Here is a 13,901-nt window from a genome sequence, read left to right on the forward strand (position 1 = left end):
AGGCAAATGCGTCAAATGAACGAAAAGAGACGGAGACACATGCAATGAAAAGCAACCATGCGATGGGGCAGGTTATGGGGATGATGGCATGAGTGTCCGTGACGCGGTTCTTGCGAACCTGAAAAAGATCACTGACCCGGTTTCCGGTCAGGATATCGTCAGCGCGGGCGTCGTGCGCGCCCTGAATGTCGAAGGCGATACCGTGCGCTTCGTGCTTGAGGTAGACCCCAAACAGGCCGAACGGATGGAGCCTGTGCGCGCCGCCGCTGAGCAGGCCGCGCAGATGGTCGAAGGCGTCGCGAAAGTGTCGGCCATGATGACCGCGCATTCCGACAAGGCGCCGCCGGATCTGAAGCCGAAACCAAAGCCTTCTCAGACCGGCCCGCAGGCGGTGCCCGGTGTGGATCGGATTATCGCCGTTGCCTCGGGCAAGGGTGGGGTCGGCAAGTCTACTGTATCCGCGAACCTCGCCTGTGCTTTGGCGGCAGAGGGGCGGCGCGTGGGTCTTCTGGATGCGGATGTCTATGGCCCTTCGCAGCCCCGAATGCTGGGCGTGTCGGGTCGTCCCGCCAGCCCGGATGGCAAGACGATCCTGCCACTGCGCAATCACGGCGTGACCATGATGTCGATGGGTCTGATGACCAACGAAGGGCAGGCGGTGGTCTGGCGTGGCCCGATGCTGATGGGTGCCTTGCAACAGATGATGAGCCAGGTCCAATGGGGCGCGCTGGACGTGCTGATCGTTGACCTGCCGCCCGGAACCGGCGACGTGCAACTGACGCTCAGCCAGAAGTTCCAGGTGGATGGGGCCATCGTTGTCTCAACCCCGCAGGACGTGGCGCTTATTGACGCCCGCAAGGGGATCGACATGTTCAACCAGCTCAAGACGCCGATCCTCGGTATGATCGAGAACATGTCGACCCATATCTGTTCCAACTGCGGGCATGAGGAGCATATATTTGGTCATGGCGGCGTGGCGTCCGAGGCCGAGGCGCTGGGCGTGCCGCTTTTGGGTGAAATCCCGTTGCATCTGGATATCCGGATGGCCGCGGACGGGGGTGCGCCCATCGTGGTCAGCAAGCCCGAAAGCCCGCAGGCCGACGCGTTCCGCAAGATCGCGCGCGACCTGATCACCAAAGGCAACGCATGAGCGAACCGGTTTTTCCCCCCTTGCTGACAGGTCATCCCGCCAAGGGTGGCGAGGATCCATTCGAAAAGGCCCAGGCCATGGCGGCGCTGGGCTGCGATTCAGGCTCGGTCGTGTACAATATTCAGGCTGATCGCCTGCGCGCGGCCATTGTATTCGCGCCCGAGGTTGCCTTGCGGGACGCGATGGCCATGCTGCCGCTCTGCGCCGTCGGGTTTCAGAACGCGCTGGGCGCTCTGGCTCCGCCAGAGGTTGCGGTGCATCTGGGTTGGGATGGCTTGATCTGCGTGAACGGCGCGAAATGCGGGCAGTTCCGTGTTGCCGCGTCATCCACCGAACCTGATCAAATGCCCGATTGGCTGGTCGTCGGGTGGGAACTGGCGCTGCTGCAAACCAGTGATGCGCCCGGCCATACGCCAGACGTCACCGCGCTCTATGATGAGGGCTGCGCCGACGTTTCGGCAACCCAACTGGTGGAAAGCTGGTCGCGGCATATGCTGACCTGGCTCAACCGCTGGTCCGAGGACGGCAACGCGCCGCTACACGGTGAATGGTTGGGCCTTCTGCGCGGCGTCGGAGAACCGATCGAAGGGCAGGGCGTGTTCCTTGGCACGGATGAGCGGTTCGGCATGCTGATCCGCGACCGGGATGAGACCCAGCTACGCCCGCTCACAGACCTATTGGAGGCGACCTGATGAAACTGGCCCGCGCGATACATTTCGACGAAAGCGACATGAACGTATTCCACTCGCCCGCGCGCACGGGGGAATGGTGCATCTCGGGCGGGTTCGAGTTCTCGAACTGGGGGCAGGGAGATCTGGAAGGCAAGGCCCGTCAGGCCTTTGCCAATGGCTGGCTGGGGCTAGAGACCTTCGGGCGTGTGACCTTTGTGGCCGTCACCCAGATCGAACCGGCCGAGAAAAATCAGATCATCGAAAACCTGGCCGGACATTTCGTGAAGCTCTATGGCGCACCATCGGTCGAGGCCGCAATGGGCGTGGCGCAATCGGAAATCGACCACATGTCTGAGTTGTGCGAAGAACATGCGGCCAACACGCTGCTGACCGTTGCGCGTGAATTGACCGAAAGCGGTGTGCACGAAGCGTTTCGCGTGATCACCCCGCAGGAAACCCAGCTTGAGGCGCTGGCGGTTCATGGTTCGCTTGACGACTGAGGGCCGTCAGATCAGGTCGACAAACCCGCCGAACTGACCGCGTTTGAAGATCAACCCCTGACCCGTTCGGTACATGACCTGTTCTACATGGCTGACCATGATCAGGTGATCGCCCGCTTCGTGGCAGGCATGCAGATGGCAGTCAAACCGCGCAAGGCAATTGGCCAGTCGCGGCCGGCCCATATCATCCGCGCTCCAGTCTGCATGAGAAAAGTCTTCTCCGTCCCGAGCAAACCGCAGGCTTTGGTCCTGCTGCTCTTGCGCCATGACATGGATGGAGTAGTGCTTGCAGTCCGAAAACGCGCCGAACCGGTTGGAGTCCTTGGCCAGACACCACAGGACCAGCGGAGGGTCCAGTGAGACCGAAGTGAAAGAATTCACGGTAATCGCGCGCGGCCCGAGCGCCGTCTGCGTTGTGACAACCGTGACACCTGTCCCGAAACACCCCAGCGCTTCACGAAACGCGGTGCTTTGATCAGGGGTTGGAATAAAAGTCTTCTCGGTCATTGCACATCTGTTCTCTGCCCGTTCGTCAGGTGACATGACCGTTCCGTATTGTCCATGGTAAGTTTGGCGCATCACGTTGAAAACCTAGGTCAGTTCAAATCCTCCAACAAGCGACCATGTTTGCGGGTCTCGGCGACGATTGCGCCAAATGTGGTGATATCCCGCGCTTTCAGCATGGGCAGCATCCGCACAAGCGCCTCAGCCGTGGCCACCGCATCCCCCAGCGCCGTGTGGCGGAGCGCTTCGGGAATTTCTATGTCCAAACGGTCACATAGCGCGTCCAGCGTATGCGTTTCGCTGGCGCCGAACAGGACAGCGGACAGAAGCACAGTGTCCAGAATTGGGTGGTTCCATTCAACACCCATCCGCTTGGCGTGACGGCGCAGGAATGCCATATCGAACGGCGCATTGTGGGCAACAATCACTGCGTCCCGTGCGAATTGATGAAAGATGCGGCCAGCCTCGCCAATCTTGGGTGCGCCTTGCACCATATGGTCGCTGACCTTGTGTACCTTGGTCGAAGCTGCCGGAATCGGGATCCCGGGATTGACCAGCATATCGATCTGCTCGCCCTCGACGATGCGCCCTTTTACGACCCGGACGGCACCGATCTGAACGATCTCGTCCTTGTGCGGCAACAGGCCGGTGGTTTCGGTATCGAAGACTACAAAGCATAGATCTTCAATTGTTTGGGCCTCGAAACTGTCCGAGGCGGACGCGTTCAACAGATCAAAATCATAGACCAGCGGGCGCGCCGCGTCCGGGGCGATCTGCGCCGCGCTGTCGTCGAAAATCAACATGTATCCGGGCGCGTCCCCCAGCGGTTTCATTCGCGCGGAATAGCTCTGCGCTCCGTCGATGCTGGTCAGCGTGCAGGCGACGTCCTGACCGGATTTGACCAGCTGCGCATAGGCGGCATACAGCGCGTCTGGCTGTAGATAGTCCTCAAGCGCGGCATTCAGGCGGGGATGTGCGATCTGGGCCAGAACCTCGGCAGCTTGCGCATCATAGAGGACGATCTTGTGGTTCGGGCTGGCAAGCAGCATGGCAACCGGGATTTCGGTCAACAGGGCAGTCAGCCTGTTCTTTTCGGCAGCCAGCTGAGCAGTCTCAGATGCGATAGCCTCGGCCACGCTGAGCGTTTTGTGCGACAGCTGATCCGCCAGCCCAGCGGCGGCAGGGGCAAGATCGCCCAAGTATTTCGCCGTCTGCATATCCATATCGCTGCTGACCCCGGCATGGGCCCGCGCGCGCAATTCTGCAGACAGACGCTCAATCGGTTTTGCCACGTTGTCGTCAAACAGCAACCAGACCCCGGCGATCAGGGCCAGCAACCCAAAGGCAATCACGATCCCCGCAAATAGAAACGCGTCGAACAGGGCCGGGTCGCCCGCGCGGACATAGCTGAACCAAAGTGCCAGAGCGCTGACCGCCAGCCCACCCACGGCCAACAGGCAGAAGAACAGAAAGATTCTCAGACGCAGGCTTAGCTTGGTCAGCATGGTCAGACTCCGCAGGTGGCCTCGACGATCGGATCGCCGTTTCCGGCCTTGATCCAGTCGGCATTCAGAACGCGGCCATCGTCGCCAAACTCGGCCCCGTCGGCCAGATTGGCCCGCAGGTTTTCGGCGCAGTTTACGACCACGGGCACTTTTGACACCGGTGCCCAGCGGCCAAAGAAATAAAGCTCGACCAGCCGTTCATCCGGTACCTGTTCGTTCTTGCGCACCGAGTCGGTGTCGATGGCCGCGAACCTGTCCACGAAAGGCACGGCATAGGTCCAGGGGCGGTAAATCGCGCGGCTTTCGACCTCTTGGATGATGCTGACACTGTCCGGCAGCGTTTCGCGGGTGCGGTCGTACCACGAGTATTCGCTGGCGATCGTCATCCCGATCATGCCCAGCCCCGCAGCAACCGGCGTGGCCCAGCGTGGCAAACGACCACCAGTCAGCTTGTTCAGCACCAGTACGACCCCGGCAAAGGCAAAGCCCGCAAATATCGTACCGATCAATTCCAAAAACATTGGTATTCTCCACCCTTCGGGCGAGACCCGCCCATTCTAATTGTTTCAAATACGGTCGCCCAGGGCGATCCTGATCTCTCGTTTCTAACCCAGCATTCCCTTGCCATGACCAACGGCGGATTGCATGGTTTTCACCACCACAAACGCGTCCCTCAGGTGGCTGCGTTCAAAATCCGACAGGTCTACTGGGGGTAGGTAATTGTCGGGTTTCTCCCCGGTTTTGACCAGTGCGACCTGATGTTCCAGCCGGGTTTCCGCAATCAGATCATAGGCATCCAGCAAATCGCGCGCACCTGACGGGCTTAGGACACCTGCGGCCTCAGCCGCCTTCAGGCGGGCGCGTGTGTTGGCTTCGGGCAGTTTGCCCTGCAGGCTATAGATCCGCGCCAGATCGACCACGGGCACCACGCCGTTGTGTTTCAGATCCAGCGTATTGCGATGCTCGCCCGAACGTATGGTGGCAAACCCCCGCAACAGACCCAACGGCGGCGTGTGTTTCAGCGAATTTGAGATCATATGCGCGACAAAGATCGAATTCGCATTGGCGGCGTTCAGCGTATCGGCCTGAAGATCGGCAAACAGCTCGAACGAGCCGCCGATAGGACGCAGGTCAAACATGACCGAGGCCAACATTTGCGCTTCGGGATTCGGTTTGGCAATCCACCCCTTGAAATAGTCGCGCCAGACATGCAGCGGCTGACACCAACGTGGATTGGTCGCCATCATGTCACCCGGGCAGTAGAAATAGCCGCAGGTATCCAGCCCGTCCGAGACATATTTGGCCAGCTCCGTGAAGTAGGCCATGTCGTCGTCGGACACTGCATCATCCAGTATCAGGCAGTTGTCCTGATCGGATACGCCCGTCTGTTCCTGCCGCCCTTGTGAGCCGCAGGCCAACCACAGATAGGGCACCGGTGGCGGCCCCAGTTTGGCTTCGGCAAGGCTCAGCAATCGTCGCGTGGCGGTGTCGGCGATATCCGTGATCAACCGTGTCACGATTTCATGCCGGTTGCCGCTTGCCACAAGCTGCACCAGCAACTGCGGGATCTCCGCTGTGACCAGAGCCATGTCATCGGCCGATTCTGCATGGGCGATCCGGCGTACCAGCTCGGCCGAGTTCACGGCCTGATAGTGGGTCAAGTCGGTTTGCGTGACGATTCCGACCAGGCGGCCACCTTCGCAAACGGGGATGTGGCCGATGCCACGCTCCATCATCACATGCAGCACGTCCGAGCCGATATCGCCCGGCGACAGGGTGATGGGATCGGGTGTCATGATTGCCGAGATCGGCGTGTCCATCGGCATCGCGTCGGCCACATATTTACCTGAGATGTCGCGCAGTGTCGCGATCCCCATCAGGTCGTTTGATTGCGTGATGCAGAGGGAAGAGATGCCCTTGTCCCGCATCAGTTTGGCCGCGTCGCGCACGGTCGTGGCCGGAGGGCAGGTGGCCGGATTTCGCGCCATCAATACGGCGATCGCGCTGGTCGCAAGACTTTGGGGGCCGCTGCGGTCTCGGCGGGATCGGTCGAAGAACCTCGCGACAACGTCATGGTTGCCAATAAGAGAGCGTACTAGTTCCGGCGGCAGGATGATCACGACGGATGGGCTGCGCGCCTGTGCCTTGGTGGCGGCAAGTCCGTCTTTCAAAAGCCCGCGCTCTCCGAACGAGTTACGCAGACCCAGATGGGAAACGACCGCACCGTTTTCGTCGGTAATTTCAATCTGCCCCTCGTAGATCACGAAGACGCCGGGCAGGGGGGCACCGAATTCGTAGACGGTTGCATCCTGCTGCAGGCTGCGCACCTCGACCTGCGATGTGATGTCGATCAGTACATCGCGCGGCAGAGTGTCATAGGGATGCACGGATTCCAGAAACCGGGTGATCTGGTCATGGGACAGGGGCATCAAAATACTCCGTGGAACAAAAATCCCGCCCGGTGGTGTGCCGGACGGGAGTAGTGGATCGAAAGACGCGGCCAATGGCAAGAACCTCAGGCCGCATCAAGCTCATTTGTTCTGAGCTGCACCCGCACCACGGGGAATGCGTACGCTTTCGACCAGTTCCTTGATCTCCTGCGGGGTTTCCTTGGTCATGCCAGCCACCACATAAGCGACGGCGAAGTTGACCATGGCACCAATCGCGCCGAACGAAGTCGACTTGATCGGACCCAGCAGCGGGTCAGCATCGGTGAACGAGTTGGTGCCCGGAATGAACAGCCAGCCCTTGTGCAGGAAGATGTAGACCAGTGTGACGACCAGACCAGCCAGCATACCTGCAACCGCGCCGGAGTTGTTGATGCGGGTCGAGAAGATCCCCATCATCAGCGCCGGGAAGATCGAGGCAGCCGCCAAGCCAAAGGCCAGAGCAACGGTTTGCGCCGCAAAGCCCGGAGGATTGAGGCCCAGCCAGGTTGCAACCGCGATCGCGACAGCCATCGCGATACGCGCCGACAGAAGCTCGCCTTTTTCCGAGATGTTCGGGTTGATCGCGCCCTTGATCAGGTCGTGGGATACAGCGGACGAGATCGCCAGCAACAGACCCGCAGCGGTCGACAGAGCAGCCGCAAGACCACCAGCCGCGACCAGACCGATCACCCAACCCGGCAGGTTGGCAATCTCGGGATTGGCCAGAACCAGGATGTCACGGTTGAATTTAGTCAGCTCGTTTCCGACCCAGCCTTTTTCTTCCGCGATTGCAGTCATCGCTTCGGATTTGTCGTTGTAGTACTGGATCTTGCCGTCGCCGTTCTTGTCTTCCCAATCCAGAAGACCGGTTTTCTGCCATGTGGCCATCCAGTCATAACGTGGATCGTTGTCGATATCCTCGACCGAAACAGCGCCACCTTCGATGCCACCATTGGGCCACATCATGTCGGTGATGTTCAGACGCGCCATTGCGCCAACCGCAGGGGCGGTCAGATACAGCAGGGCGATGAAGACCAGCGTCCAACCCGCCGACCAACGTGCGTCAGACACTTTGGGAACGGTGAAGAAGCGCATGATGACGTGCGGCAGACCCGCGGTACCGATCATCAGCGACAGGGTGAACAGCACCATGTTCAGCGTGTTCGAGTGGTGGGCCGTGTATTCGTTGAAGCCCAGCTCGGTCACGATGGCGTCCAGCTTGGTCAGCAGGGGTTCACCGCTGGCGGTGTCACCAAACAGACCCAGCGCCGGAACGGGTGTACCGGTCAGCTGCAGCGAGATGAAGATCGCCGGGATTGTGTAGGCCGTGATCAGCACGCAGTACTGAGCAACCTGGGTGTAGGTCACACCCTTCATCCCGCCAAACACCGCATAGGCAAACACGACGCAGGCACCGATCAGCAGACCGGATGTGTTCGAGACCTCAAGGAAACGGCCAAAGGCCACGCCAACACCGGTCATCTGACCGATCACATAGGTCACCGATGCAACGATCAGACAGATCACGGCAACAACGCGTGCTGTCTGGCTGTAGAAACGGTCGCCGATGAACTCCGAGACGGTGTATTTGCCGAACTTGCGCAGGTAAGGTGCAAGCAGCAGTGCCAGTAGCACGTAACCACCGGTCCAACCCATCAGGAAGGTCGAGTTGTCATAGCCGGTAAAGGCAATGAGGCCAGCCATCGAGATGAACGAGGCCGCAGACATCCAGTCCGCCGCTGTCGCCATACCGTTGGTGACCGGGTGAACGCCGCGACCAGCGGCGTAAAATTCAGATGTGGAACCCGCACGGGCCCAGATCGCGATGCCGATGTATAGCGCAAAGCTCGCGCCAACAAACAGCAGGTTGATGGTAAACTGATCCATTATCCCCGCGCTCCCTTATTCTTCCACGCCGTGTTCGGCGTCCAGCTTGTTCATGCGCCAGGCGTAGTTGAAGATCAGCACCAGAAAGACCAGGATCGATCCTTGCTGAGCAAACCAAAAGCCCAGATCGGTGCCGCCAACGGCGATACCCGACAGCAGCGGACGCAGCAAAATGCCGAATCCAAACGACACCAGCGCCCAGATTGCGAGGCTGATGTAGATGAGGCGCAGGTTGGCCTGCCAATAGCCCTTTTGGGACTCGGCAGCCTGCGCGGAGTTGGTAGATTGATCCGCCATTGCGGGTTCCTCCTTCGCTTCCTCGTTGGGCAGTCCTTTGCTTCGTTCCTCCAACGCGCCGGACTGCTTCTCGAATGAGCCAGATACCCCGTGGAATCTGGCAAAACTCCTCTGTTCCGCCAGGGCGGTGCATCGAAGTATTCTGTTTAAGGATCAAGGCCTTGTGGCCCTTTCTCCCTCCCTTAGTTCACCGCGCTGGCGACGATGTCCTCCAGCTCGCGCGCGATGTCTTCAATCTTTCCCATAGCGTTCGTCCGCTTCAGAACGCTCTGACCGTCGTAGTAGGTGATCAGCGGGGCCGTTTGTGCGTGATAGGCGCTCAGGCGTGAGGCAACGGTTTCCGCGTTGTCATCGGCCCGACGCTTGAACTCGGTCCCGCCGCAATTGTCGCAAGTGCCGTCGACCGACGGCTTCTTGAACGTGTCATGGTAGCCTTCACCGCAACCGGCGCAGGTGTAGCGGCCTGAGATCCGGATCACCATTTCAGCATCCTCAACCTCAAGGCTGATCGCGGCGCTGATCTTCTGGTCTTTTTCAGCCAGCAGACCATCCAGCGCCTCGGCCTGAACGGTGGTGCGAGGGAAGCCATCGAGAATGACCCCTTTGGCACAGTCGGGTTCCGCCATGCGATCGCGCAGGATGTCGATGACGATCTGGTCGCTGACCAGCTCACCGGCCTCCATCACGGCTTTCGCGGCCTTTCCGGCGTCGGTGCCAGCGGCAACAGCCGCACGCAGAAGGTCACCGGTGCTGAGTTGCACCAGCCCGAACTTGTCTTCCAGCATGCGCGCCTGAGTGCCCTTCCCGGCGCCCGGAGGGCCGAGAAGGATGAGAACAGCAGGCGTTGTCATGGTCGCAGCGTCCATCATGCCCTCACTTATTCGCGCGATTTGCGATCAGGTCGTCGACAACCGACGGATCGGCCAGAGTGGACGTATCGCCCAGCGAGCCAAAATCGTTTTCGGCGATCTTGCGCAGGATGCGGCGCATGATCTTGCCCGAGCGTGTTTTGGGCAGGCCTGGGGACCACTGAATAACGTCGGGCGAGGCGATCGGGCCAATCTCGGTCCGAACCCAGGTGCGCAGCTCTTTGAGCAGCTCATCCGAAGGCTCACGGTCGTTCATCAAAGTGACATAGCAATAGATGCCTTGTCCTTTGATTTCATGGGGATAGCCCACCACGGCAGCCTCGGCCACGGCGGCATGTGCCACCAGCGCGCTTTCGACCTCGGCGGTACCCATACGGTGGCCCGAGACGTTGATCACGTCATCGACGCGGCCAGTGATCCAGTAGTCACCACCTTCGTCGCGACGGCAGCCGTCACCGGTGAAGTAGTAGCCTTTGTAGTCCGAGAAATAGGTCTTTTCGAACCGCTCATGATCGCCCCAGACCGTGCGCATCTGGCCGGGCCAGCTGTCCTTGATGCACAGAACACCTTCTACACCGTTCCCTTCGATCTCGACGCCGGATTGCGGGTCCAAAACCACTGGCTCGATGCCAAAGAACGGTTTCATCGCCGAGCCGGGCTTCATCGCATGCGCGCCGGGCAGGGGGGTCATCAGGTGACCGCCGGTTTCAGTCTGCCACCAGGTGTCGACGATCGGGCATTTGCCCTTGCCTACAACCTCATTGTACCAGTTCCACGCTTCGGGATTGATCGGCTCGCCCACGGTGCCCAGAACTCTGAGGTCACTCAGATCGCATTTTTCGACCCATTCATTGCCCTGACCCATCAGGGCCCGCAGCGCAGTCGGAGCAGTATAGAACTGATTCACTTTGTGCTTTTCACACACCTGCCAAAACCGGCTGGCGTCTGGATATGTTGGCACACCCTCGAACATCAGGGTCGTGGCACCATTGGCCAGCGGGCCGTAAACAATATAGCTGTGGCCGGTGACCCAGCCTACATCCGCCGTACACCAGTACACATCGCCTTCGTGATAATCGAAAACGATCTCATGCGTCATCGCCGCATAGACCAGATAGCCGCCAGTGGTATGCACCACGCCTTTGGGCTGACCGGTGGAACCGGACGTATACAGAATGAACAGCGGGTCTTCAGCGTTCATCTCTGCGGGGGCGCAATAGTCGTCAGCCTCCAGCGCCATTTCATTGTAGTCAAAGTCGCGGCCGTCGATCCATGTGGTCTGTCCACCGGTGCGTTTGACCACAAGGCATTTGACGCTGTCCTTGCAGTGCAGCAGCGCCGCGTCCGCGTTTGACTTCAGCGGCGTTTTGCGGCCGCCACGTGGGGCTTCATCTGCTGTGATGACAACCTTGGCGTCGCAACCGTTGACACGGGCCGCCAGAGCGTCAGGCGAGAAGCCTGCAAAAACGATCGAGTGAATCGCACCGATGCGCGCACAGGCCAGCATGGCATAGGCGGCCTCGGGGATCATCGGAAGGTAGATGACGACGCGATCACCTTTGCGCACGCCCATGGATTCCAGAATATTGGCCATGCGGCAGGTGCGGCGGTGCAACTCGGCATAGGTGATGTGCTGGGCCGCGTCATTTGGATCATCCGGTTCCCAGATGATTGCGGTCTGATCGCCGCGGGTTTCCAGGTGGCGATCCAGGCAGTTGGCCGAGACGTTCAGCGTACCGTCGGCATACCAGTTGATCTTGACCGAGCCGAAATCGTAGTTGACATCCTTGACCTGCGTAAAGGGTTTGATCCAGTCGACGCGCTTGCCGTGTTCACCCCAGAACGCGTCCGGATCGCTGACCGATGCGGCGTACATTTCGTCATATTTTGCGGCATCGACATGCGCCCGCGCAATGATTTCGGCGGATGGCGGATAGGTCTTGGCATCTGCCTGGGCAGCGGTGGTCATGTTGAGGCTCCTCCCTCTAGGCTGGATATCTATGGGACGTCTCTTGCCCGTTTTTTGGGCATTGTCGATCCCGTTCCTCCCCGATCGAAGTATGGCCGGGTTCAGAAAATAATGAAATAAATTGCGGTATTCTTTGGATTTGTTTGTAAAGAAATTTCTTCAAGGGAAGTCTGAGAGTCAATAAAATCTCAAAACAGGATAAAAAGTGTGTAAAAACAAATATATGATTGTAACGAGCTGGACGCGACCTTTGAGCGCAAAAGCATGGTTGTTCGCGCCTATGTGGTGAAACAGGAAGCCTCAAAAGATCAGTCTGTAATTCACCTATCGGATCGTAGGGGTTGGCACATATACATGTTGGCGCTAGCATCTTGCCAAGCGCCTCGGGAGGGGGCGCATTAAAGGGAGATAAAATATGAAAAAGATGCTGAGCGGTGCCGCCGTCGCCGCCCTTGGCGTTGCCTTCGTGTCCGAGGCCGCAGCCACCGAATGGAACGCCTCGGTCTGGGGTAAACGTCGCGCCTTTACCGAACATGTCGAGAAACTGGCCGAGCTGGTTTCGGAAAAAACCGGCGGAGAGTTTACGATCAATGTCAGCTATGGCGGCCTATCCAAACCGCGCGAGAATTTGGATGGCATCGAGATCGGCGCATTCGAGATCGCGCAGTTCTGTGCCGGTTATCACCGCGACAAGAACCGCGCGATCACGGTGCTGGAGCTGCCCTTTCTGGGCGTGAACAATCTGGAAGAAGAGGTTGCCGTCAGCCATGCCGTCTACGATCACCCTGCGGTGGCGGAAGAGATGGCGCAATGGAACGCGCGCATTCTGATGACTTCGCCGATGCCGCAATACAATCTGGTCGGTACTGGCGATCCGCGCGACAATCTGGCCGCGTTCGAGGGCATGCGTGTCCGCGCAACAGGTGGTCTGGGCAAAGCGTTCGAGGCCGTTGGCGGTGTTCCAACCTCGGTCCCCGCGACCGAGGCGTTCAACGCGATGGAATCGGGTGTGGTCGATACAGTCGCCTTCGCGCAGCACGCCCACCTGTCCTTTGGAACAATCAATGAGGCGGATTGGTGGACTGCAAACCTCAACCCCGGCACCGTGAATTGCCCGGTGGTTGCGAATATCGACGCGTATGAAGCGCTGTCACCCGAACACCGCGAAGCGCTCGACAGCTCTATTGACGAGGCCATTGCGCATTACCTGGCCAACTATGGTGGCCTGCTAGAGCAATGGGACAGCGTTCTGGAAGAAAAAGGTGTGCAGAAGGTGATGATCGACGATGCGGTCATCGACGAGTTCCGCACCAAGGCCGCCGATCCGATCCGCGAACAGTGGATTACGGATATGAGCGCGCAGGGCCTGCCAGCGCAGGACCTCTATGATCTGGTTCAGACCACGCTGACGCAACAGCGCGGCGGCAACTGATCGATTTAGCCGGGCGTGTCCTTGCGCCCGGCCTTTCTTGACAAAGGGGATCACCGGAATGGCGGGACAAGCCACGGTGCTGGAGGATGGCAGTCGCCTCAGCCAGATCGATCAGCACTTGCTGAGGGCAGAGCGGGCTCTCGCCTTGATCAGCGGGATTGCGGTTTTTGGGCTGATGGTTCTGGCCGTCGTCTCGGTCAGCGGCCGCAACGCGTTCAACGCGCCACTGCCGGGATACGTGGACTGGATCGAACAGGCGATGCCACTGATCGCTTTTCTCGGCATTTCGTATGTGCAACGCGATGGCGGCCATATTCGGATGGATATCGTTATCTCTCGGCTGCACGGTCGGGCGCTGTGGTTGTTCGAACTGATCTCGGTTGTTTTGATTCTTGTCCTGATGCTGGCTTTGGTTTGGGGCAGTTGGTCTCATTTCGACCGATCCTTTGATTTCGGCGCACCAATGTGGAGCCGCGACAGCTCAATCGACATTGGCATCCCGCTTTGGCCTACCAAACTGCTGGCCCCTGTGGCGTTCTCGGTTTTGTCACTGCGACTGGTGCTGCAGATCTGGGGCTACGGTCGCGCGTTTCTTCTGGGGCTTGAGGCGCCGGTGGCGGTGCCCTTGCTTCAAGACGCAGCCGCCCAGGCCGCAGCCGAAGCCGAGCAGTTCGAAGGGCAGGACTAA

Annotated in this window: 13 protein-coding genes; 5 read left to right on the top strand and 8 right to left on the bottom strand. The window is 59.4% G+C overall.

The window, feature by feature from the left end; genetic code table 11:
* The first annotated feature begins 88 nt into the window (after positions 1-88).
* From AC2FD8_RS09475 to AC2FD8_RS09485, 3 genes are read left to right on the top strand one after another with little or no spacing between them, the layout of a single operon-like run.
* Positions 89-1,150 carry an Mrp/NBP35 family ATP-binding protein gene (locus tag AC2FD8_RS09475; protein WP_496855657.1) on the top strand — a complete coding sequence of 354 codons (1,062 nt, stop codon included), beginning with the start codon at positions 89-91 and terminating at the stop codon, positions 1,148-1,150.
* Entirely contained in the window at positions 1,147-1,842 is a 696-nt protein-coding gene (locus AC2FD8_RS09480; RefSeq protein ID WP_496855658.1) for a biotin/lipoate--protein ligase family protein, read from the top strand. The genes AC2FD8_RS09475 and AC2FD8_RS09480 overlap by 4 nt, the downstream gene beginning before the upstream one ends.
* Positions 1,842-2,321, top strand: a complete 480-nt coding sequence (locus AC2FD8_RS09485; RefSeq protein WP_496855659.1) for a DUF6505 family protein — start codon at positions 1,842-1,844, stop codon at positions 2,319-2,321. The genes AC2FD8_RS09480 and AC2FD8_RS09485 overlap by 1 nt, the downstream gene beginning before the upstream one ends.
* A 6-nt stretch (positions 2,322-2,327) precedes the next feature.
* On the opposite strand, the gene AC2FD8_RS09490 is transcribed toward AC2FD8_RS09485, so the two are convergent.
* From AC2FD8_RS09490 to acs, 8 genes are all read right to left on the bottom strand, one after another.
* Complete coding sequence (locus AC2FD8_RS09490) at positions 2,328-2,828, bottom strand: flavin reductase family protein (RefSeq protein WP_496855660.1); 501 nt, start codon at positions 2,826-2,828, stop codon at positions 2,328-2,330.
* Between the two features lie 89 nt (positions 2,829-2,917).
* Positions 2,918-4,330, bottom strand: a complete 1,413-nt coding sequence (locus AC2FD8_RS09495) for a 3'-5' exonuclease (RefSeq protein WP_496855661.1) — start codon at positions 4,328-4,330, stop codon at positions 2,918-2,920.
* Between the two features lie 2 nt (positions 4,331-4,332).
* Complete coding sequence (locus AC2FD8_RS09500) at positions 4,333-4,851, bottom strand: hypothetical protein (protein WP_496855662.1); 519 nt, start codon at positions 4,849-4,851, stop codon at positions 4,333-4,335.
* Between the two features lie 84 nt (positions 4,852-4,935).
* Positions 4,936-6,759: a DUF294 nucleotidyltransferase-like domain-containing protein gene (locus AC2FD8_RS09505; RefSeq protein ID WP_496855663.1), complete on the bottom strand. Its 1,824-nt coding sequence runs from the start codon at positions 6,757-6,759 to the stop codon at positions 4,936-4,938.
* Positions 6,760-6,861: 102 nt separating this feature from the next.
* Positions 6,862-8,646 (bottom strand): sodium:solute symporter family protein, encoded by a 1,785-nt coding sequence (locus tag AC2FD8_RS09510; protein ID WP_496855664.1) that lies wholly within the window; start codon positions 8,644-8,646, stop codon positions 6,862-6,864.
* A gap of 15 nt (positions 8,647-8,661) precedes the next feature.
* Positions 8,662-8,943: a DUF4212 domain-containing protein gene (locus tag AC2FD8_RS09515; protein WP_496855665.1), complete on the bottom strand. Its 282-nt coding sequence runs from the start codon at positions 8,941-8,943 to the stop codon at positions 8,662-8,664.
* Between the two features lie 182 nt (positions 8,944-9,125).
* Entirely contained in the window at positions 9,126-9,809 is a 684-nt protein-coding gene (locus AC2FD8_RS09520) for an adenylate kinase (protein WP_496855666.1), read from the bottom strand.
* Positions 9,810-9,816: 7 nt separating this feature from the next.
* Positions 9,817-11,781, bottom strand: a complete 1,965-nt coding sequence (acs, locus tag AC2FD8_RS09525; protein ID WP_496855667.1) for an acetate--CoA ligase — start codon at positions 11,779-11,781, stop codon at positions 9,817-9,819.
* Between the two features lie 415 nt (positions 11,782-12,196).
* On the opposite strand from acs, the gene dctP reads away from it, so the two are divergent.
* Both dctP and AC2FD8_RS09535 read left to right on the top strand, forming a co-directional pair.
* On the top strand, positions 12,197-13,213 hold the full coding sequence (gene dctP, locus AC2FD8_RS09530) for a TRAP transporter substrate-binding protein DctP (RefSeq protein ID WP_496855668.1): 1,017 nt from the start codon (positions 12,197-12,199) through the stop codon (positions 13,211-13,213).
* 58 nt (positions 13,214-13,271) lie between these two features.
* Complete coding sequence (locus tag AC2FD8_RS09535) at positions 13,272-13,901, top strand: TRAP transporter small permease subunit (protein WP_496855669.1); 630 nt, start codon at positions 13,272-13,274, stop codon at positions 13,899-13,901.

It is taken from the genome of Ruegeria sp. YTSC192 (assembly GCF_059609705.1).

Coding starts and splice junctions, on each gene's coding strand:
- AC2FD8_RS09475 (WP_496855657.1), top strand. CDS start 89: ATGAGTGTCCGTGACGCGGTTCTTGCGAACCTGAAAAAGATCACTGAC.
- AC2FD8_RS09480 (WP_496855658.1), top strand. CDS start 1,147: ATGAGCGAACCGGTTTTTCCCCCCTTGCTGACAGGTCATCCCGCCAAG.
- AC2FD8_RS09485 (WP_496855659.1), top strand. CDS start 1,842: ATGAAACTGGCCCGCGCGATACATTTCGACGAAAGCGACATGAACGTA.
- AC2FD8_RS09490 (WP_496855660.1), bottom strand. CDS start 2,828: ATGACCGAGAAGACTTTTATTCCAACCCCTGATCAAAGCACCGCGTTT.
- AC2FD8_RS09495 (WP_496855661.1), bottom strand. CDS start 4,330: ATGCTGACCAAGCTAAGCCTGCGTCTGAGAATCTTTCTGTTCTTCTGC.
- AC2FD8_RS09500 (WP_496855662.1), bottom strand. CDS start 4,851: ATGTTTTTGGAATTGATCGGTACGATATTTGCGGGCTTTGCCTTTGCC.
- AC2FD8_RS09505 (WP_496855663.1), bottom strand. CDS start 6,759: ATGCCCCTGTCCCATGACCAGATCACCCGGTTTCTGGAATCCGTGCAT.
- AC2FD8_RS09510 (WP_496855664.1), bottom strand. CDS start 8,646: ATGGATCAGTTTACCATCAACCTGCTGTTTGTTGGCGCGAGCTTTGCG.
- AC2FD8_RS09515 (WP_496855665.1), bottom strand. CDS start 8,943: ATGGCGGATCAATCTACCAACTCCGCGCAGGCTGCCGAGTCCCAAAAG.
- AC2FD8_RS09520 (WP_496855666.1), bottom strand. CDS start 9,809: ATGGACGCTGCGACCATGACAACGCCTGCTGTTCTCATCCTTCTCGGC.
- acs (WP_496855667.1), bottom strand. CDS start 11,781: ATGACCACCGCTGCCCAGGCAGATGCCAAGACCTATCCGCCATCCGCC.
- dctP (WP_496855668.1), top strand. CDS start 12,197: ATGAAAAAGATGCTGAGCGGTGCCGCCGTCGCCGCCCTTGGCGTTGCC.
- AC2FD8_RS09535 (WP_496855669.1), top strand. CDS start 13,272: ATGGCGGGACAAGCCACGGTGCTGGAGGATGGCAGTCGCCTCAGCCAG.